Source organism: Streptomyces sp. NBC_00846 (assembly GCF_045207325.1).
In the GTDB taxonomy this organism is placed as follows: domain Bacteria; phylum Actinomycetota; class Actinomycetes; order Streptomycetales; family Streptomycetaceae; genus Streptomyces.
This window is the reverse complement of the sequence record NZ_CP108846.1, coordinates 2,392,291-2,410,547: the sequence shown is the minus strand read 5'-3', so window position 1 is coordinate 2,410,547 and position 18,257 is coordinate 2,392,291. Positions and strand designations below refer to the sequence as shown.

20 protein-coding genes and 2 pseudogenes are annotated in these 18,257 nt (G+C 69.6%); 12 read left to right on the top strand and 10 right to left on the bottom strand.

Annotated elements, in window-relative coordinates:
* Window positions 1–45: 45 nt before the first annotated feature.
* Entirely contained in the window at window positions 46–1,125 is a 1,080-nt protein-coding gene (locus OG936_RS11115) for a LacI family DNA-binding transcriptional regulator (RefSeq protein WP_406494277.1), read from the bottom strand.
* A gap of 128 nt (window positions 1,126–1,253) precedes the next feature.
* Here OG936_RS11115 and OG936_RS11110 point away from each other — a divergent pair, with 128 nt between their 5' ends.
* Genes OG936_RS11110 through OG936_RS11095 form a run of 4 tightly spaced genes read left to right on the top strand, consistent with a single transcriptional unit; the run spans window position 1,254 to window position 4,493 of the window.
* Entirely contained in the window at window positions 1,254–2,405 is a 1,152-nt protein-coding gene (locus OG936_RS11110; RefSeq protein ID WP_406494275.1) for a Gfo/Idh/MocA family protein, read from the top strand.
* Entirely contained in the window at window positions 2,402–2,524 is a 123-nt protein-coding gene (locus tag OG936_RS11105) for a hypothetical protein (RefSeq protein WP_406494274.1), read from the top strand. Before OG936_RS11110 ends, OG936_RS11105 begins: the two co-directional genes overlap by 4 nt.
* Window positions 2,521–3,669, top strand: coding sequence for a dihydrodipicolinate synthase family protein (locus OG936_RS11100; RefSeq protein ID WP_406494272.1), 1,149 nt, complete (start codon window positions 2,521–2,523; stop codon window positions 3,667–3,669). The genes OG936_RS11105 and OG936_RS11100 overlap by 4 nt, the downstream gene beginning before the upstream one ends.
* Complete coding sequence (locus OG936_RS11095; protein WP_406494270.1) at window positions 3,666–4,493, top strand: sugar phosphate isomerase/epimerase family protein; 828 nt, start codon at window positions 3,666–3,668, stop codon at window positions 4,491–4,493. Before OG936_RS11100 ends, OG936_RS11095 begins: the two co-directional genes overlap by 4 nt.
* A 217-nt stretch (window positions 4,494–4,710) precedes the next feature.
* Here the strand turns inward: OG936_RS11095 and OG936_RS11090 are convergent.
* A pseudogene (locus tag OG936_RS11090) lies at window positions 4,711–4,849 on the bottom strand (lytic transglycosylase); the annotation flags it as partial.
* Between the two features lie 369 nt (window positions 4,850–5,218).
* Window positions 5,219–6,082: an alpha/beta fold hydrolase gene (locus tag OG936_RS11085; protein ID WP_406494268.1), complete on the bottom strand. Its 864-nt coding sequence runs from the start codon at window positions 6,080–6,082 to the stop codon at window positions 5,219–5,221.
* Window positions 6,083–6,157: 75 nt separating this feature from the next.
* Between OG936_RS11085 and OG936_RS11080 the strand changes: the two genes are divergently transcribed.
* Complete coding sequence (locus OG936_RS11080; RefSeq protein WP_406494266.1) at window positions 6,158–7,009, top strand: helix-turn-helix domain-containing protein; 852 nt, start codon at window positions 6,158–6,160, stop codon at window positions 7,007–7,009.
* Between the two features lie 246 nt (window positions 7,010–7,255).
* Window positions 7,256–7,417 (top strand): hypothetical protein, encoded by a 162-nt coding sequence (locus tag OG936_RS11075; protein ID WP_406494264.1) that lies wholly within the window; start codon window positions 7,256–7,258, stop codon window positions 7,415–7,417.
* Window positions 7,418–7,470: 53 nt separating this feature from the next.
* Here OG936_RS11075 and OG936_RS11070 read toward each other — a convergent pair whose 3' ends face one another.
* Both OG936_RS11070 and OG936_RS11065 read right to left on the bottom strand, forming a co-directional pair.
* A complete protein-coding gene (locus OG936_RS11070; protein WP_406494262.1) occupies window positions 7,471–7,695 on the bottom strand; it encodes a DUF397 domain-containing protein in 225 nt (74 codons plus the stop codon).
* The gene (locus OG936_RS11065) at window positions 7,682–8,506 is read right to left on the bottom strand and encodes a Scr1 family TA system antitoxin-like transcriptional regulator (protein WP_406494260.1); all 825 of its coding nucleotides are present in this window, start codon (window positions 8,504–8,506) and stop codon (window positions 7,682–7,684) included. Before OG936_RS11065 ends, OG936_RS11070 begins: the two co-directional genes overlap by 14 nt.
* Before the next feature lie 140 nt (window positions 8,507–8,646).
* Here OG936_RS11065 and OG936_RS11060 point away from each other — a divergent pair, with 140 nt between their 5' ends.
* The 3 genes from OG936_RS11060 to OG936_RS11050 all read left to right on the top strand — a co-directional run bounded on the left by OG936_RS11060 (window position 8,647) and on the right by OG936_RS11050 (window position 10,034).
* Window positions 8,647–8,943, top strand: a complete 297-nt coding sequence (locus OG936_RS11060) for a hypothetical protein (RefSeq protein ID WP_406494258.1) — start codon at window positions 8,647–8,649, stop codon at window positions 8,941–8,943.
* Entirely contained in the window at window positions 8,940–9,293 is a 354-nt protein-coding gene (locus OG936_RS11055; RefSeq protein WP_406494256.1) for a hypothetical protein, read from the top strand. The genes OG936_RS11060 and OG936_RS11055 overlap by 4 nt, the downstream gene beginning before the upstream one ends.
* Window positions 9,294–9,380: 87 nt before the next feature.
* The gene (locus tag OG936_RS11050) at window positions 9,381–10,034 is read left to right on the top strand and encodes a hypothetical protein (RefSeq protein ID WP_406494254.1); all 654 of its coding nucleotides are present in this window, start codon (window positions 9,381–9,383) and stop codon (window positions 10,032–10,034) included.
* Between the two features lie 87 nt (window positions 10,035–10,121).
* Here OG936_RS11050 and OG936_RS11045 read toward each other — a convergent pair whose 3' ends face one another.
* The 5 genes and pseudogenes from OG936_RS11045 to OG936_RS11025 form a co-directional block, all read right to left on the bottom strand.
* The gene (locus OG936_RS11045) at window positions 10,122–10,592 is read right to left on the bottom strand and encodes a hypothetical protein (RefSeq protein WP_406494252.1); all 471 of its coding nucleotides are present in this window, start codon (window positions 10,590–10,592) and stop codon (window positions 10,122–10,124) included.
* A complete protein-coding gene (locus OG936_RS11040; RefSeq protein ID WP_351784582.1) occupies window positions 10,589–10,888 on the bottom strand; it encodes a hypothetical protein in 300 nt (99 codons plus the stop codon). The genes OG936_RS11045 and OG936_RS11040 overlap by 4 nt, the downstream gene beginning before the upstream one ends.
* Window positions 10,889–10,975: 87 nt before the next feature.
* Window positions 10,976–11,071, bottom strand: a pseudogene (locus tag OG936_RS11035) (DUF397 domain-containing protein); the annotation flags it as partial.
* 130 nt (window positions 11,072–11,201) lie between these two features.
* Window positions 11,202–13,277, bottom strand: a complete 2,076-nt coding sequence (locus OG936_RS11030) for a PhoX family protein (protein ID WP_406494250.1) — start codon at window positions 13,275–13,277, stop codon at window positions 11,202–11,204.
* Between the two features lie 213 nt (window positions 13,278–13,490).
* Window positions 13,491–13,997, bottom strand: coding sequence for a DUF6584 family protein (locus OG936_RS11025; protein ID WP_406494248.1), 507 nt, complete (start codon window positions 13,995–13,997; stop codon window positions 13,491–13,493).
* A 198-nt stretch (window positions 13,998–14,195) separates the two neighbouring features.
* Here OG936_RS11025 and OG936_RS11020 point away from each other — a divergent pair, with 198 nt between their 5' ends.
* The 3 genes from OG936_RS11020 to OG936_RS11010 all read left to right on the top strand — a co-directional run bounded on the left by OG936_RS11020 (window position 14,196) and on the right by OG936_RS11010 (window position 18,184).
* On the top strand, window positions 14,196–14,708 hold the full coding sequence (locus tag OG936_RS11020) for a DinB family protein (protein WP_406494246.1): 513 nt from the start codon (window positions 14,196–14,198) through the stop codon (window positions 14,706–14,708).
* A gap of 148 nt (window positions 14,709–14,856) precedes the next feature.
* On the top strand, window positions 14,857–15,771 hold the full coding sequence (locus OG936_RS11015) for an RNA repair domain-containing protein (protein WP_406494244.1): 915 nt from the start codon (window positions 14,857–14,859) through the stop codon (window positions 15,769–15,771).
* Between the two features lie 112 nt (window positions 15,772–15,883).
* Window positions 15,884–18,184 (top strand): ATP-dependent RecD-like DNA helicase, encoded by a 2,301-nt coding sequence (locus OG936_RS11010; protein WP_406494242.1) that lies wholly within the window; start codon window positions 15,884–15,886, stop codon window positions 18,182–18,184.
* Window positions 18,185–18,257: the final 73 nt, after the last annotated feature.

Sequence of the window (18,257 nt, the reverse complement as noted above, 5' to 3'; positions counted from 1 at the left end):
GACAGCGGAAGCGCGAGAGCCCGTCCGGAGGCCGCCTCGCGCGGGTCACACCCGCGGCGGCGCCGTCGACCCCCGCACCATCAGCTCCGCCGCGATCGTCGCGATGCCCCCCGGCGGCGGGGCCTCCTTGCCCATCGCCAGCCGCCCCGCCCGCGCCCCCGCCTCGAAGAGCGGCAGGCGTACGGTCGTCAGCGCCGGGACCGCGTCCACGGAGAACGGCAGATCGTCGAAGCCCGCCACCGAGACGTCCTCGGGGATGCGGAGACCGCGGTCCCGGATCGCCGCGCCCGCACCCAGGGCCACGGTGTCGTTGGCGGCGACGATCGCCGTCACCTCCGGTTCGCGGCGCAGGAGTTCGAGGGTGGCTTCGTAGCCGGAGCGGCGGTCGTAGGGGCCATGGACGGTGAGGCGTTCCTGCTCCCCGGCACCCGCCCCGTCGCCGAGTCCCGCCGCCCTCATCGCGTCGAGGTGGCCTTCGAGCCGGTGGCGGGTCGTCGTCCGCTCCAACGGGCCCGCGACATAGCCGATCCGCCGGTGGCCGAGCGACAGCAGATGCTCGGTGAGCCGACGCCCGCCGCCCCGGTTGTCGAAGGCGAGCGCGGCCACGACCGCCTCGCTGTCCGGCAGCGGGGGGCGCCCGCACAGCACCACCCGGGTGCCCGCGTCCGCGAGCTTCGCCAGCTTGGCGGAGATCGCCGCCTGGTGCTCCGGGTCCTCCAACGCGCCGCCGGTGAGGACGACGGCGGCGGCACGCTGGCGCTGGAGCAGGGTGAGATAGGTCAGTTCGCGCTCGGGGGAGCCGCCGGTGTTGCAGATGACGGCGAGCTTCTCGCCGCCGGCCCGCCCGGAGCCGTCACCCGGACCGCCGATCTCCGTCTGCGCCGCGCCCGCCATGATCCCGAAGAACGGGTCGGCGATGTCGTTGACGAGGATGCCGACGAGGTCGGACGTGGCGGCCGCGAGCGAGCTGGCCGGTCCGTTGAGCACATAGTCGAGGTCGTCCACCGCGCGCAGGACCCGCTCCCGGGTGGACGCGGCCACCGGGTAGTTGCCGTTCAGCACACGGGAGACGGTGGCCGGGGACACCCGGGCGCGAGCCGCCACGTCGGCCAGGGTGACTGTCATCGCTTCCCTCCGAGGGTGATGAGGAGTGAGAGGAGTTGTCGGCGCGCCCCCTCTTGTCCGGGCCGCTGTCGGCAGGTTAGCGTCATACGACATAGAAAGCGCTTGCTAAGGCTGTAGGAGGAACTTTCGTGACACGCAGGACAGTGCGCATCGCCATGAACGGCGTCACGGGTCGCATGGGGTACCGGCAGCACCTGGTGCGCTCGATCCTCGCGATCCGGGAGCAGGGCGGCCTCGATCTCGGCGACGGCGACGTGCTGTGGCCCGAGCCGGTTCTCGTCGGCCGCCGCGCCCACGCCCTGGAGGAGCTCGCCGCGCGGCACGGCCTGACCGAGTGGTCGACCGACCTCGACGCGGTCCTCGCGGACGAGACCATCGACATCTACTTCGACGCCCAGGTCACCTCGGCCCGCGTAGAGGCGATCAAGAAGGCGATCGCCGCGGGCAAGCACATCTACACCGAGAAGCCGACCGCCACGGACGTCGACGGCGCCCTGGAGCTGGCCCGGCTGGCCCGCGACGCCGGGATCAAGCACGGCGTCGTCCAGGACAAGATCTTCCTGCCGGGTCTGCTGAAGCTGAAGCGCCTCATCGACGGCGGCTTCTTCGGCGAGATCCTCTCCGTGCGCGGCGAGTTCGGCTACTGGGTCTTCGAGGGGGACTGGCAGGAGGCCCAGCGCCCGTCCTGGAACTACCGCGCCGAGGACGGCGGCGGCATCGTCGTCGACATGTTCCCGCACTGGGAGTACGTGCTCCACGAGCTGTTCGGCCGGGTCGCCACCGTCCAGGCGCACGTCCAGACGCACATCCCGCAGCGCTGGGACGAGCAGGGCAAGCCCTACGCCGCCACCGCGGACGATGCCGCGTACGGCATCTTCCAGCTGGAGAGCGGCGCCGTCGCCCAGATCAACTCCTCCTGGACGGTCCGCGTCAACCGCGACGAGCTCGTCGAGTTCCAGGTGGACGGCACCCACGGCTCCGCCGTCGCGGGCCTTCGCAACTGCCGCGTCCAGCACCGCTCGGCCACCCCCAAGCCGGTCTGGAACCCGGACCTCCCGGTCACCGAGCCGTTCCGCGACCAGTGGCAGGAAGTCCCGGACAACGCCGTCTTCGACAACGGTTTCAAGGCCCAGTGGGAGCTCTTCCTGCGCCACATCGCGCTCGACGAGCCGTACACCTGGGACCTGATGGCGGGTGCCCGCGGGGTCCAGCTCGCCGAGCTGGGCCTGAAGTCGTCCGCCGAGGGCCGCCGCTTCGACGTCCCGGAGCTGGCGCTGTGACGATCCACCCCGCGTACGGCACCGGAGTCGGTCCTGTGACGATCCAGCCCGCGTACGGCACCGGAGTCGGTCCTGTGACGATCCACCCCGCGCACGGCGCATCGGAGCTGATCCTGTGACCATCCACCTCCCGCAGGGCCCTTACGAGCCCCGCACCACCCCGCTCGACCTCTCCGCCCCCGGCGGGGCACCGCTCGCCTCCCGTACGGTCTTCTCCGCCGCCCACGTGGTCGCCGACCCGTACGCCGACATCAGCCCCGACGACCCCGCGGCCGTCGACTGGGACGCCACCCTCGCCTTCCGCCGCCACCTCTGGTCGCACGGACTCGGCGTCGCCGAAGCCATGGACACCGCCCAGCGCGGCATGGGCCTCGACTGGGCCGGCGCGGCCGAACTGATCCGTCGCTCCGCCGCCGAGGCGAAGGCGGTCGGCGGCCGGATCGCGTGCGGCGTCGGCACCGACCAGCTGCCCGCCGGGCCCGCCACGCTCGCGCAGGTACGGTCCGCGTACGAGGAGCAGCTCGCCCTGGTCGAGGAGAGCGGCGCCCAGGCCATCCTGATGGCCTCCCGCGCCCTCGCCGCCGCGGCGAACGGCCCCGAGGACTACCTGGAGACGTACGCACACCTGCTGCGCCAGGCCACCGAACCGGTCGTCCTGCACTGGCTCGGCCCGATGTTCGACCCCGCGCTGGAGGGCTACTGGGGCTCCCCGGACCTCGACGCCGCCACCGACACGTTCCTCAAGGTCATCGCCGAGCACCCGGACAAGGTCGACGGGATCAAGATCTCGCTCCTGGACGCCGAGCGCGAGATCGACGTACGCCGCCGCCTGCCCGGCGGGGTCCGCTGCTACACCGGCGACGACTTCAACTACCCCGAGCTGATCGCGGGCGACGACCAGGGCTTCAGCCACGCCCTGCTCGGCATCTTCGACCCGCTCGGCCCGCTGGCCGCGCACGCGGTACGGGTCCTGGACACCGGGGACGTCCAGGGCTTCCGGGCCCTCCTCGACCCGACGGTCGAGCTGGCCCGCCACCTCTTCCGGGCACCCACCCGCTTCTACAAGACGGGCGTGGTGTTCCTCGCCTGGCTGGCCGGCCACCAGGACCACTTCACGATGGTCGGCGGCCTCCAGTCCGCCCGCTCGCTGCCGCACCTGGCGAAGTCGTACGAACTCGCGGACCGGCTGGGCCTGTTCCCCGACCCGGAGCTGGCCGAATCCCGGATGCGCGCGCTGCTCACGGTCAACGGAGGCACCCGATGAGCGACGGCCGTCTCTCCATCAACCAGGAGACCATCAAGCAGTGGTCGCTGCCCGAGCTGGCCGAGGGCTGCGTCAAGGCGGGCATCGACAAGGTCGGCCTGTGGCGGGCCCCCGTGCAGGAGTACGGCATCGAGCGCACCGCTCAACTCCTGTCCGACTCCGGCCTGTCCGTCACCAGCCTCTGCCGGGGCGGCTTCTTCACCGCGCTCGACCCGGCGGAACGGGCCCGCGCCCTGGACGACAACCGCGCCGCGATCGACGAGGCGGCGGCCCTGTCCACCGACACCCTGGTCCTCGTCTCCGGCGGCCTCCCGGCGGGCAGCAAGGATCTGCACGGCGCCCGCGAACGCATCGCGGACGCCCTGGGGCAACTCGCGCCGTACGCGGCCGAGCGCGGCGTACGTCTCGCGATCGAACCGCTGCACCCGATGTTCGCCTCGGACCGCTGCGTCGTCTCCACGCTCTCCCAGGCCCTGGACATCGCGGAACGCTTCCCCGCCGACCAGGTCGGGGTGGTCGTCGACACGTACCACATCTGGTGGGACGACCAGGCGCCCGCCCAGATCGCCCGCGCGGGCGCGGCCGGCCGCATCCACTCCTTCCAACTCGCCGACTGGATCACCCCACTTCCGGCCGGAGTCCTGCTCGGCCGGGGCCAACTCGGAGACGGCGCGGTGGACTTCCGCGCGTTCCGCTCACACGTCGAGGCCACCGGCTTCGACGGCCCCATCGAGGTGGAGATCTTCAACGAGGCCCTCTGGGCCCGCGACGGCGCCGCAGCCCTCGCGGAGGTCGCTGCCCGCTACGCCGAACACGCCTGCTGAGAAGGCTTTTTGCCGCCACGGTAAAGAGATCGTCAAGGCGTGCAACCGTTCGGTGCCCTGCCGGGTCATATCTGGCGTCGGGCGCTTCCGGGGGGATCCGGGGGGATCGGGAAGCCCTGACGGAGGGGGGAAAGCGAGGGGGCCCGGTCTTTTGACCGGGCCCGTTTCGCCTTGTCGGGACCGTCTCGCGAATTCCCGACGTTTCATCGCATGCTGATCAGTAGGCCGAGTTGACGGTTGTCGATCGAGCCGTAGCGATGTGCCGCGTAGTTGCAGGCGGCGGTGATGTTGGCGACCGGGTCGTAGATGTTCCACGAGGTGCCGGGGACGTGATACGCCCTGAAGGTCGGGTCGATGGCCGGACCACCTGCTGGCCTGCTCTCTCTGCAACAGCCATTACAAGCGGCACATGTTCCCGCGCGATGAGGGCGGGCGCCCGCTGCTTCTGGATCCGACGATCGAGGACCCGCTGGAGCGCCTTCACTTGATCCTGGGCGTGGGCCGGTACGAGGCGCTGAGTCCTCAAGGAACCGCCGGCATCGACGTGTTCGGGCTCAATCGAGGCTCACTGCTCAAGGGGCGTCTTGACACGTACCGGACTGTGGGTTCTCAAACTCCGTGTCGGAATCTCCGAGCTGATGTCGGATCGGAATTGGATGCGACACGGAGCTGAGACTCGCAGGTCGCGGCCATCATTCGCAGACCTGCTGTGTTGGGCCAAATCGTCAAGTGGCCTTGGGCGCTCGAGCGGTGTGGATCTCGGCGAAGGACAGGAGAAGTGCGGCGGTCCGCGGCGGATCCTCCAGAATGGGTGTGTGTCCGGCACCGGGCAGCAACTCGACTTTCGCGCCCGGAACGACGCGGTAGTCGGCCGCGGACGAGGGTCGCCATCTGCGGTCTTGGTCGCCGAAGATCACCTGCAGCGGCTTACCGAGGGCCATCAGCCGATCCGGGAGCGCATGCTGGTTCAGATAGGCGGTGGACGCCTGCATTGCTGCGGTGACCGCGCGGTAGGTCATGCCGCGCAGTTCGTCGACGAGTTCTTGTGGGATCTGGTAGCCCGCGCGGAATCCGGTGCTCGCGAACTGGCGGATCTGCTCGTCGGTCGGTGGCCACTGCGCGGGGTCGATCGCGGTGGGCCCCGGTGCGATGAAGGCGTCCATGCTGGGGCCGGAGTTGATGAGCGCGAGCGCGGTCACCAGGTCGGGTCGTTGCTCGGCGAGAGCGGTGGCGGCATAGCCACCGCTGGAGTGGCCGGCGACAATGGCGTGCTCGACTCCGAGCCGGTCCAGTGCCGTGCCGATCCTGCGTCCCTGCTCGGGGATCGCGTAATCGCCGTCGACCGGTTCGGCCGAGCGGCCGTGCCCCGGCAGGTCGATCCGGATGACGCGATGGAGCGTGGTCAGCAGCGGAACCAGCGCGTCCCACGAACGGCTCGAGGCGGCGGATCCATGGATGAGCAGGAGCACGGGGGCGTCGCGAGGGCCGTCCTGGCAAACGTAGATGTCGCCGTGCTCCAGGTAGAGGATCGAATCCTCGGTGGCGCCGGCGTCGCCGTTGTTATGAGGGTGCCTGTCGGGAGGAGTCATGAGTCCACTGTCGCCGCCGGTGCGCACCGGCGGCTTGGACAAATGTTCCCTCCTTGGCCCGCGTAGCATTTGGTGATGGGGTCCACCACGAGTGAACGTGACGATCCCGCTGTGTGGGACGTCGCACGTCCGCAGCGGCCCAGCCGGGTGGCTGGTGTCGACATGGCCGGGTTCCGGGTCCCCGGCCCGCCTGTCGGTGGCCTGCGGGTGGTTCCGCATCCGGCCGTGATGATGATTCTGGAGTTCGGGGCGAGCCCGTCCACCGTGGAGGATGACGCTGGGCGGCAACATCGGGGAAGTCTCGTCGCCGGGCCCGGGTTCGGCTCCGGAGGCGGGGTTCGGGCGTGGGGCGAACATGTCGAGTGCGTGCAGGTGCGCCTGTCCCCACTGGTCGCAGGCACGGTTCTGGGCGCCTGTCCGGCCGATCTGGCCGGTTCCCTGGTGTCCCTCGACGACCTGTGGGGCAAGGAGGCGTCACGGATTCGCGAGCAACTGGGCGAAATCCCCTCATGGGAGGACCGCTTCGCGTTCACGGACACGTTGCTCGCCCGCCGACTTGAGTCGCGGTCGCCGATGGACCCGGCAGTGGCATGGGCCTGGAACCGGATCGTCGTCGGCAAGGGCCTCGTCCGGATCGACCACCTGGCGGCCGAACTCGGATGGAGCCGCAAGCGTCTGTGGTCCCGGTTCCACTCGAACATCGGCATTCCACCGAAAAGTGCCGCGAAGCTGGTCCGCTTCGACCATGCCGTGCACCGTCTGGTCGCGGGTGAAAGTGCAGCCCAAGTCGCGGCGGACGGCGGCTACTGCGACCAGTCCCATCTGCATCGGGACGTCATGGCGTTCACCGGCACAACCCCGGCGACCGTGCTGGGCGAGCCATTCCTGACGGTGGACGACCGCGCATGGCCGACCGCGGAACACTGACCCAAGACCCACGTTTCCACGGATCTCGGCTCGGCCGCCGTTACCGACGTCGGCTCACGGGGGTCGCTGAGAATCCGACATGTGGTCGAGACTCCAGTGTCCGAGACATCGTGAGACTGCGGGAGAAGCCCAGGTCAGCGGAACACCATCCGACACGCGCCGCGAGACCCTACGCGGACTGCGGGCCTCTTCCTCGCCCAGTGGAGGCATGCCACGCGCAGAGGGCAGCACGACAAGGCGCAAGACGTGGTCCGCATCGCCTGGGACCGCCCGTTGGCGGACGTACTGGCCGCGATGTTCCACCAGGCCGCCCTCCCGGTCGCCGAGAGCCTTTTCGACGGTGAGGACGACGTGCTGGCACTGCTGTGCGATCCGGCGGTACGTAAGGGGTTTCTCGAAGGCGCATGACATTGCCTCGCAATCGATCGATCAGGTCGATCGATTGCGAGGCACGGAAGGCGTCAGGCCGTGATGCTGTCGTCCTTGACCGCTGCGACGAACGACGACCACCCGTCGGCGGAGAAGACGAGCGCGGGGCCGCTCGGGGTCTTGCTGTCACGGACGGGGATGTTGGCGTAGCCGTCGGCGACCTCCAGGCACTCGCCCTGACCGCCACCGCTGTAACTGGACTTGAACCACCCGGTGAGCGTGGAAGAGTCGGAGACGCTGCGCTTACCGCTGATCATGTTCATGTTCCTCCGCTGCTGCCCGCACAAGGGCCACTGATTCCTGGTGCGACATCGCATCGCTCAAGGCGAGATCGTAGGCCGTCCTGCTGGCCTTCACCAGAGCCGGATCGTCCATCAGATGCCCTGTCAAGAAGCCCTCGACATAAGCGACAGGTCCGGCGTCCTCGAAGCCCATCAGGGACAGCAGACTCTCCTGAAGCGAGTGTGCCCCCACCCCGAACGGCAGCACATGCAGCCGAAGCCGTCCGGCCTCGGCCATGTCCGCGATCTTGCGTAGTTGCTCCGCCATGACCTGTGGCCCGCCGACCTGACGCTTGAGCACGGCCTCGTCCAGCATGGTCCACAGGACAGGGTTCAACGGGCCGTCGAGGATGTGGGCACGCTCGGTCCGGATGACGACGTCTCTGTCAAGGTCCTCCTGCCGATGGTTCGGCCGATACGCGCGGAACAGCGCACGCGCGTACCCGTCCGTCTGGAGCAGACCGGGCACCAGAGAGAGGGCGAACTGCTGGATCAGCGTTGCCTGCCGCTCCAACTCCGCCATGACGGCGAAGTGATCTGCGTACTTCGTCTCCAGGTCCTCCAGCCATCGGGCGAAGAACCCATCCGTCTGAAGCGCGCGGTCGACCCGCTGTGCGTCATCCGGGTTCGGTAGCCGCCGCCCCGCCTCGTAATGACTGATCAGCGTCGGCGAGCACACCACCTGATCGCCCAGGGCCTCCTGGGTCAGCCCCGCCGCAGTCCGTCGCAGCCTCAGCTCCTCCCCGTACTTCTCCCTCGGTGTACGCGGCTTCCGGTTCATCGCCATCCAGCCCCCAACTCCCTTGTCTGACCAGCGGGCTGTCAAGCCCGAACCCCTGGCAGCGTAGCCACGCCCGACCCCACTCTGTGATGAGTTCGCTACAGAACGCATCCGTTCGTGGTAAGTCAGAGGGAGAGCGCACCGACATGAAGAATTTCGTCCGCCGGTTCACCGAGTCGCTGGTGCGGCTGGTGCGCCCAGTCCCCATCACCGTCCATCCGTACTCCTGTGTATACGTGGCCGGCCCCACCGTCCGCCGTATCGGTGAGCCTGCGCTGCGTGGGGAGGACGGCCCACTGGTGCGTCCCTATCTCGTGGCGCACGAGCGGCAGTTGGCCGAGGCGCGGCGGCGATCGCGCACGTTGTGGATCGCCGTGCACGCTGTGGACATCAGGCCCGGGCCCGGGCCCCGGCCCCTTCGCCGAGCCGAGGTCGCCGCGTGAACGGGGAGCAGGGAGAACGCCGCACGTTCAGGTTGCTGCCCTGGACGGCGGCGGAGGGCAAGCCGTGTTACGTCCTGGGGGACGGCACCGGCTACGTGTCACGGATGGCCGACGGTATCGAGAGCATCCAACTCGGCATGGCGGACGACCTGCTCGGCCACGCCGCCGACCTGCTGGCGGACCGACGGGTCACCGGCGCGGAGCTCCACTTCCTCGCCAGCCGGCTGAGCGAGTCGTTGCGGGAGGTCAAGCGGGTCGCGGAGAGCCGGGGTTCGCGACTGAACGCGAGTGGGCCTGTTCCGGACAATGACAGGCTGGGGCACCGAGAACCGGACATCGACAGCAGGTGAGTCGGCAAGCCGCTTGACGAGCTCCCGGACCGTCACGAAACCTGTTCACGCAGCTCGGAGAACATGTGACAGTACGGGGGCTCAACGATGGCCATTCCCAGGCCGCAGACCAGTCAGTTCGAGGCGTTCACCACGAACATCGCCTACGCCCGCAAGATGGTCGATGCCGGGCGGTACCTGGCCCCTTTCCAGCCGGCGACGGTCGACGTCGACGACTTCTACCGGGCCGCCTGGGTACAGGCTGTGGCCGCAATCGATCACTGGTTCCACGAGGAGCTCTTCCGGCGCGTCGCCGAACTGGCCGCCAAGGACAGCCCCGACATGCCGCTGCAACTCCGCAACTACGAGATTCCCCTGCACCGGGTCGAGGCCGTGCAACGGGGTGACGTCACGTTGGCCGAAGTGGTCGTCGAGCACGTCAAGGACAGGTGGGGCAGTGCCTCGCTGCAGAATCCGCGCGCCATCTCGGATGTGCTGAAACTGGTTACCGACAAGAACATCTGGCAGGGCGCGGCGGCGCAGATCAACACCTGGCAGGGCGGCCGCACCGCGTACACCGACAAGACGCTGAAGGCTCAGTTCGTAAGCATCACCACCCGCCGCAACAAGATCGCGCACGACGCGGACCTGGTGGACGGAGACCTCAAGCAGCGACGGCCCATCACCGAGCCCGACGTCACGGACGCGATCAACTGGATCGACCGCATCGCCCTGGCTGTGGCCCACGTGCTCGACGCTTGAGCCCGGCGCGGACCGGGGGCGAGGCGCGGGTGGCGCCGCCATCCCGTCAGGGACCGGAGGTGGGCGGTCCCTGACCGGACCCGCGAGTCAGACGGCTACGGCCGAGACATTGGCTTCGGGCAGTGTGGCGGCGTACGCCTCGATGTCGTCGGTGTCGGAGGTGAGCACGCTGCCTCCTCCGTGGACGGCCGCGACGAGGACGGCCAGGGCATCCACCGGGTCGGGTCGTTTCTTGGGGGGCAGTGCGGCCGCGCCGATCATGCCGCCGATCGTTTTCCAGCCTTCGATGGCCATTCCCCCCGCACAGGGGAGGCAGCGGGGCGCCAGGTCGGCGGGGTAGCGGGCCCCGGCTGCTGGATATACGACGACGTCGGCGAGAAGGCGCTTCCAGGCGTAGGCGGTTTTCGGGCTCGTTCGCCAGGCCTGCGAGAGGGCCGGGCCAGGGACGATCGGCTGGTGTCCACCGGCCGCGATGAAGCCCTTGTGCAGGATGTGCGCCCGACGGTCCTGGCTCACCAGTGCCATCAGCATCCCCGTGTCGTAGACGACGACATTCACGCGGCGGCCTCATCGTGCGAGGTGCGGCCGAGAATAGCGTCGACCTTCGCCCTTTCCTCGCTGGTCAGCTCGATCTCGTCGCCTGCCCAGGTGCCGGTGCCCGCCTGCTCCTCGGCCTCCGCGCGGGCCTCCTCGAACGACTTGAAGATCTTCCTGACGCGGTCCTGCTGGTCCATCTGCGCTTGTGCGGCGATCGTGAGGAACGTGGAGACGTCGAGCCCGGCGTCTGCGGCATGCTCTCTGATCCGGTCCCGAACCTCGGCCGGCATGCTGATCGAAAAGCGCTCGGTTGCCATGCCATTACGGTAACACCGAGTGTTACCGGGTGTCGTAGGTCCGGTGGGGGATGTCGTACCCGGCCGGTACCGTCGGAGTACGTCGGCGGAGAAGACGAGCGCCGGGCCGCGGAGCGCTTTACTGTCGCGGACAGGGACGGTGGCGTAGCCACGGGCGAAGTCGAGGCACTCGCCGTCAGCGGAAGAGGTCGAGGAACCCGTTCACGCCGACCTCATCCGCGAGCGCATCGACGGCCGTACGGGGCGGCAGGATCGAGGCTGCAGCGACCGGGGGCGCCGCTCGCGCGAACGGCGCCCCCGTCGTCGTACGGCCTCAGGCGCCGACGTCGCGACCGTCAGCGCGCCACACCGCGACCACGGCCGGGCGGACGATCTTGCCGGGCCCGTCGGGCCAGGTGCTGGCCGGCTTCTCCACGGACGCGCCGTCGACCTCGCCCGGGTGCTGCACGGCCACGACCACGCGCCGGTCCTGGACGATCGGCCCGCAGGTCTCGGCGCCGGTGGGCACCGTCAGGAACTGCTTGAGCTCACCCCGCCGGTCACCGCGCGTGGCGACACCGAAGAGGCCGTCGTGGGAGCCGAGTTGGGCCCCGTCGGTGGCGATCCACAGGTTGCCGTGCGGGTCGAAGGCCACGTTGTCCGGGCAGGAAATGGGGCTGACCTTCTCCTTGGGGAACCCGGCGAAGTAGGTGGACGGGTCGGCGGGGTCACCGGCGACGAGGAAGACCGACCAGGCGAACGTGGTGCTCTCGGGCTGGTTCCGGCCCTCGGTCAGTTCCAGGATGTGCCCGTGCTTGTTGGCGTTGCGGGGGTTGGCCTCGTCGGCGGGAGCGTAGCCGCTCTTGCCGCGGTTGGTGTTGTTGGTGAGGACGACGTAGACCTTGCCGGTGTGCGGGGAGGGCTCGATGTCTTCGGGGCGGTCCATCTTGGTGGCGCCGACCTTGTCGCCCGCCAGCCGGGTGAACACGAACACCTCTTCGGCGGTCATACCCTCGACGTGCGAGACGGCGCCGTCGGCGGTGGCGGTGGCCAGCGGAATCCAGGTGCCGGAGCCGTCGAACTCGCCGTCGGCGGGCAGCTTGCCGCTGCCGTCGATCTCGGAGGCGGGCGAGTCGCCGGTGAGCTTGGCGACGTAGAGGGTGCCCTCTTCGAGCAGCGACAGGTTGTGCTCACGCGCCGCGCGGCTGTTCCCCTGCCGCATGCGCTTGCTGCTGACGAACTTGTAGAAGTAGTCGAACCGCTCGTCGTCGCCGGAGTAGACGACGGGCCGCCCGTCATCGGTGAGCCGGACCGTCGCGGCCTCGTGCTTGAAGCGGCCGAGGGCGGTGTGCTTGCGGGGCGTGGACGTGGGGTCGTACGGGTCGAACTCGACGACGTAGCCGAAGCGGTGGACCTCGTTGGGCTCCTGGGCGATGTCGAACCGCTTGTCGAACCGTTCCCACTTCCGCTCGGTGGCACCGGTCCCGATGCCGTACCGCTTGTCGGTGGCCCGGCTGCCGTTCGCGAAGTACTGGTTGAAGTTCTCCTCGCCGTGGAGGGTGGTGCCCCACGGGGTGGTGCCGCCGGAGCAGTTGTTGAGGGTGCCGAGGACCTTGCGGCCGCTCGGGTCGGCAGAGGTCTTCAGGAGGTCGGCCCCGGCGGCCGGTCCGGTGAGATGGAACTCGCTGGTGGCGGTCACACGGCGGTTGAGGGGGTGGCGGGGGACGGCGGTGAGGCGCCCGGTGCGCCGGTCGTTCTGGACCACGACGGCGGCCAGACCGTGAGCGGCCCAGGCGACCTCGGCCTGCTGCCGGGTGGGGTTCTCGGGGTCGTACCCCCGGAACATGATCACCTCGTCGGTGTACTCGTGGTTGGCGACGAGGAGCTGGAGGTCGTGCTCGCCCTGAATCGGCAGGAGGGCGAGGAAGTCGTTGTTGTACCCGAACTGGCCGGCCTGGGCAGCGGCGGTCTGGTTCTCGGGGTCGAAGTCGGGGGCGCCGCGGAGGATGGGGTCGCCCCAACGGATGACGACGTTCTGGTCGTAATCGTCGGGAACGGTGACGACGTCGGCGGTGTTGGGGGCAACGGCGGTGAAGCCGAGGCCACGGGCGGCGTCGCCACGACCCCCGGCGGCGCCCTGCCCCTGCGGGGCGGCAGCCTGGGCCTCGGGGGCCGCGGCCGTGACGGCGGCCATGCCGGTGGCGGCGGCCACGGTGACGACGGCGGCGCCGCGCAGGGCGGCACGGCGGCTGAGGGCACCCGCGATGACGTCGCCGACGTACTCGCCCGAGCTGGTGTTGGGCACCTCGTGGAAACATGCGTCGCCGCAGCGGTAGCGGCAGGTCAGGGCGGACCGTCCGCCAGGATGCGAACCGGACGGTGTTCCGATCAGCGGCAGGAGCTTGCGCACTTTGCTCTCCCTATATGAACCCTTGATGTGAGCGTTACGCTAGGAGGGTGTGTGTGCGGGAGCCCTGCCGATGAATGAACGATCGGTGAACGGGGTCGAACCGTACGGGATTGGATGACGGCCGACGGGGCGGTGTCGCGCGGGGTCCGGGGGTGCCTTGCTGTCGCGGACAGAGGGGTGGCGTAGCCACGGGCGAAGTCGGGGCACTCGCCGTCAGCGGAAGAGGTCGAGGAACCCGTTCACCCAGATCGCAGCGAACACGATCGCCAGGAGCGCGCAGCCCACGACCGCCAAGGACTGACGGAACGAACCCGCCTCCGGCGCGTCACCCCGTACCTCAACGAGCGTGTCCCAGGTGACAGGCTGGCCGAGGGCCTTGGAGGCGGCGGTCCGCACGGCCGCCAACTGCTGCTCGACAAAGGGGGAGTCGGCCGCCGATTCCTGGCCTTGCCAGGCCAGGGCGCGCATCCGCCGTACGGGGTCGCTGTACCTCTCCTCAAACGCGGCGACCTCTTCCGGGAGCCTGTCCTCTTCGAGGTACGTCCACCGGCCGGCCTCGGCCGGGTCGCCGTACAGCCGGTAGATGTCGGCCAGGCATCGGCGCAGGACGGGGTGGTGCGGGTAGGACGAGACCAGTCCGCGCAGCCGTTGGCGCGCCAGGGGTACGCGTCCTGCGGCGAGGTCGGCGTCCACGCGCTCCAGTGTCTCCTTCAGTGCCATGCGCACATCATCGGGCCTGCCCGGCGGCGTGCGTGAATGAATTATTTCAAGGTGCCCGGGAGACCGGCCGGTTGTAGCTTCTGTGGGTGGTCGGGAGTGCGCTCGAAGCGGCCCTGGATGGTCCGACGACGTGGGCCGCAGGGCGGCAGCCCCGGTGATCACCGTTGTTGTCAGATCCTCGTGGCAGGCTTTTGCTCCATGAACACCACCGAACGCACCATGCCGCCCCTGGACGCCGACGAGCGGACGTCGCTGACGAGTTGGCTGGACTTCTACCGCACCACCCTTGCCCAGAAGTGCGAGGGGCTCGACGACGAGCGGTTGCGTGAGGCATCCGTGGAGCCCTCGCCGATCAGCCTGCTCGGTCTCGTCCAGCACATGGCGGAGGTCGAGCGGAATTGGTTCCGCCGGGTCCTGGTCCAGGAGGACGCGCCGCCGATCTTCACCCCTGACGCCGACCCGTCGGCCACCGACGGCGGGTTCGATCTCGCCGAGGGGGCCGGCTACGACACGGCGCTGTCGATATGGCAGTCCGAGGTGGAGCGGGCCAGGGCGAACTGCGACGCCCGGTCGCTCGACGACACCAGCCCGTTCATGGGCGGGCAGGTCACCCTGCGCTGGATCTACACGCACATGATCGGTGAGTACGCCCGCCACTGCGGGCACGCCGACCTCATCCGCGAGCGCCTCGACGGCCGGACGGGGGTCTGAGAGCCGGCGCTGGAGCGGATCACCTACGCCAACGAGGAGAATGGGTACACCTCGCCCGCGTCGACACCGGTCGGGGCGCGGGCGATCTGCTGACGGTCGTCGGGTCGCTGCTCGGGGCGCAGGTCGGTGAGTCGGGCGAGGAGGCGTGATGCGAACCAGCGACGAGATCTATCACCGGGTCCGCTGGGACCCGCGGTTCGACCCGGCCCGGTTCGTGCTGGGGATCAGCCAGCGCGGGGATGCCTGCAAACGCATCCCGCTGTCCTCATTCGTGCCCGGGGGCGACATCCCGTGGCACCGGGTGGTGTTCATCGAGGCGGACGGCGAGGTGGTCTGGGACCGGGCCACGGGCGTGGACCGTATCGATGCGTCGGGCGCCGGCCGGGTGCGGGACCAGCGAGCGGACCTGAGCTTCGATACGGGCTCCGGCAGGGGCGATCCCGTCGGCGTCCTCGACGTGCCCCCGACGGCCCGCACAGCGGTGGCCTGGATCCCGCCTGCGGAGCTGTGGCCGCCGATCCAGGACATCCGCCGGGATTACGATCCGCAGATCCGCCGGTGGCCGCCGCACGTCAATGTGCTCTTCGGCTTCGTGCCGGAGTCCGACTTCGAGCGGGCCGCCCCGCTGCTCGCCGCGGCGACGGCCGAGACGCCGGTCTTCACCGCCCGGCTGGACGGGGTGCGCACCTTCCGGCACCGGGCGTACTTCACCGTGTGGCTCGACCCGACGGCAGCCGGCCAGGCGCCGTGGGCCCACCTGCACCGCCTGCTGCGGCAGCGGTTCCCGCGCTGCAGTGGGCCCGCCAAGAACTTCACCCCACATCTGTCCCTGGGCCGGACCCGGGATCCGCGGCGAGTCACCGCCGACTGTGTCACCCGGCTCGACAGCATGGCGGCGACAGTCTGGGAACTCGTCCTGCTCTCACGCAGGGGCGACGGGCCGATGCGGCCACGGGCCACGGTCGCCCTGCGGACGGGCGAGGTCCGCCGGCTGCCCGCGCCCGGCCCCGGAGCGCCGGGCCCGGAGGACATGACATGGCTCTCCGGGATCAACGACAGATGAGGCCGTGGCCGGCTGGGCCGAAGCGCCGCTGTTTCAGGCGCCGTCACCACAGGAAACGGGCGGCCTCCGAGGCCGGGAATGAGTTGTCGGTGGGAACCGATACGGTCGGAACATGTCCAACATGGCCGTCCTCGAAGGTGTGCTTGAGCGCATCACCTACGCCAACGAGGAGAACGGGTACACCGTCGCCCGCGTCGACACCGGTCGGGGCGGGGGTGATCTGCTCACGGTGGTCGGGTCGCTGCTCGGGGCGCAGGTCGGTGAGTCGCTGCGGATGGAGGGGCGCTGGAGCTCGCACTCGCAGTACGGAAAGCAGTTCACGGTCGAGAACTACACGACCGTGCTGCCCGCCACCATCCAGGGCATCCGCCGCTATCTCGGCTCCGGACTGATCAAGGGCATCGGCCCGGTCATGGCGGACCGGATCACCACCCACTTCGGGGTCGACACCCTCGACATCATCGAGCAGCAGCCGAAGCGGCTGGTCGAGGTGCCGGGGCTCGGGCCGAAGCGGACGAAGATGATCGCCACCGCCTGGGAGGAACAGAAGGCGATCAAGGAGGTGATGGTCTTCCTCCAGGGGGTCGGGGTCTCCACCTCCATCGCCGTCCGTATCTACAAGAAGTACGAGGACGCCTCGATCTCCGTCGTGAAGAACCAGCCCTACCGGCTGGCCGCCGACGTCTGGGGCATCGGCTTCCTCACCGCCGACAAGATCGCCCAGGCGGTCGGCATACCGCACGACAGCCCGGAGCGGGTCAAGGCCGGGCTGCAGTACGCACTGTCTCAATCCACCGACCAGGGGCACTGCTTCCTCCCCGAGGAACGGCTGATCGCCGACGGCGTGAAGCTCCTCCAGGTCGATACGGGGCTGGTCATCGAGTGCCTCGCCGAACTGGCCGAGGACCCGGAGGGCGTCGTACGGGAGAAGGTGCCGTCGGCCGAGGGCGGCGAGCCGGTCACCGCCGTGTATCTCGTGCCGTTCCACCGCGCCGAGGTCGCGCTCGCCGCGCAGGTGCAGCGGCTGCTGCGGACGCCCGAGGACCGGATGCCGGCCTTCCAGGACGTCGACTGGGCCAAGGCGCTGACCTGGCTCGCGGGCCGAACGGGGGCGACGCTGGCCCCCGAGCAGGAGGCCGCCGTCCGGCTCGCGCTCAGCCGCAAGGTCGCCGTGCTGACCGGTGGGCCCGGCTGCGGGAAGTCGTTCACCGTCCGCTCCGTGGTCGAACTCGCCCGCGCCAAACGCGCCAAGGTCGTGCTGGCCGCGCCCACCGGGCGGGCGGCCAAGCGGCTCTCCGAGCTGACCGGGGCCGAGGCGTCCACCGTGCACCGGCTGCTCGAACTCAAGCCGGGCGGGGACGCGGCCTACGACCGGGACCGGCCGCTGGACGCCGATCTGGTCGTCGTCGACGAGGCGTCGATGCTCGATCTGCTGCTCGCCAACAAGCTGTTCAAGGCCGTGGCACCCGGTGCCCACCTGCTGCTCGTCGGGGACGTCGACCAGTTGCCGTCGGTCGGCGCGGGGGAGGTGCTGCGCGATCTGCTGGCCGAGGGCGGACCCGTTCCGGCGGTCCGGCTGACGACGATCTTCCGACAGGCCCAGAAGTCCGGCGTCGTCACCAACGCCCACCGCATCAACACCGGTACGCCGCCGCTCACCCAGGGCCTGGACGACTTCTTCCTCTTCGTCGAGGACGAGACGGAGCAGGCGGGCGTTCTCGCGGTGGACGTCGCCGCCCGTCGTATCCCGGCCAAGTTCGGCCTCGACCCCCGGCGTGATGTCCAGGTCCTCGCCCCCATGCACCGCGGTCCGGCCGGCGCGGGCGCGCTCAACGGGCTGCTCCAGCAGGCCATCACCCCGGGCCGCCCCGACCTCCCCGAGAAGCGGGTGGGCGGCCGGGTCTTCCGGGTCGGCGACAAGGTCACCCAGATCCGCAACAACTACGACAAGGGGGAGAACGGCGTCTTCAACGGCACGGTCGGCGTCGTCACCGCCCTCGACCTGGACGAACAGCGGCTCACCGTCCTCACGGACGAGGGCGAGGAGATCGGTTACGACTTCGACGAGCTGGACGAGCTGGCCCACGCGTACGCCATGACGATCCACCGCTCCCAGGGCAGCGAGTACCCGGCCGTCGTCATTCCCGTCACCAAGAGCGCCTGGATGATGCTCCAGCGGAACCTCCTCTACACCGCCGTGACCAGGGCCAAGAAGCTCGTCGTGCTGGTCGGCTCGCGACAGGCGATCGGCCAGGCGGTCCGCACGGTTTCCGCAGGCAGACGCTGTACGGCGCTGGATTACCGGCTGTCCGGGGGTCTGGACGGAGGATCCCCCGAAAAAATGATCGATCAAATCGGTGGGAAACATCACGGAGCCCTTCCGGAACCGGAACCGAGGGGGCAGGATGAGTAAGCTCGCGGCACTCAGTGCCGTGAGTAGGCCCAATGGATGACCCCGAGTGCACTCTCCTGAGCCAAATGGGGGA

What these genes read in the sequence shown, in the direction of transcription:
- OG936_RS11065 (WP_406494260.1), bottom strand. Translation starts at nt 8,506, where the DNA reads ATGGCGATGAACCGGAAGCCGCGTACACCGAGGGAGAAGTACGGGGAG.
- OG936_RS11060 (WP_406494258.1), top strand. Translation starts at nt 8,647, where the DNA reads ATGAAGAATTTCGTCCGCCGGTTCACCGAGTCGCTGGTGCGGCTGGTG.
- OG936_RS11095 (WP_406494270.1), top strand. Translation starts at nt 3,666, where the DNA reads ATGAGCGACGGCCGTCTCTCCATCAACCAGGAGACCATCAAGCAGTGG.
- OG936_RS11115 (WP_406494277.1), bottom strand. Translation starts at nt 1,125, where the DNA reads ATGACAGTCACCCTGGCCGACGTGGCGGCTCGCGCCCGGGTGTCCCCG.
- OG936_RS11080 (WP_406494266.1), top strand. Translation starts at nt 6,158, where the DNA reads ATGGGGTCCACCACGAGTGAACGTGACGATCCCGCTGTGTGGGACGTC.
- OG936_RS11025 (WP_406494248.1), bottom strand. Translation starts at nt 13,997, where the DNA reads ATGGCACTGAAGGAGACACTGGAGCGCGTGGACGCCGACCTCGCCGCA.
- OG936_RS11050 (WP_406494254.1), top strand. Translation starts at nt 9,381, where the DNA reads ATGGCCATTCCCAGGCCGCAGACCAGTCAGTTCGAGGCGTTCACCACG.
- OG936_RS11010 (WP_406494242.1), top strand. Translation starts at nt 15,884, where the DNA reads ATGTCCAACATGGCCGTCCTCGAAGGTGTGCTTGAGCGCATCACCTAC.
- OG936_RS11070 (WP_406494262.1), bottom strand. Translation starts at nt 7,695, where the DNA reads ATGATCAGCGGTAAGCGCAGCGTCTCCGACTCTTCCACGCTCACCGGG.
- OG936_RS11015 (WP_406494244.1), top strand. Translation starts at nt 14,857, where the DNA reads ATGCGAACCAGCGACGAGATCTATCACCGGGTCCGCTGGGACCCGCGG.
- OG936_RS11040 (WP_351784582.1), bottom strand. Translation starts at nt 10,888, where the DNA reads ATGGCAACCGAGCGCTTTTCGATCAGCATGCCGGCCGAGGTTCGGGAC.
- OG936_RS11020 (WP_406494246.1), top strand. Translation starts at nt 14,196, where the DNA reads ATGAACACCACCGAACGCACCATGCCGCCCCTGGACGCCGACGAGCGG.
- OG936_RS11085 (WP_406494268.1), bottom strand. Translation starts at nt 6,082, where the DNA reads ATGACTCCTCCCGACAGGCACCCTCATAACAACGGCGACGCCGGCGCC.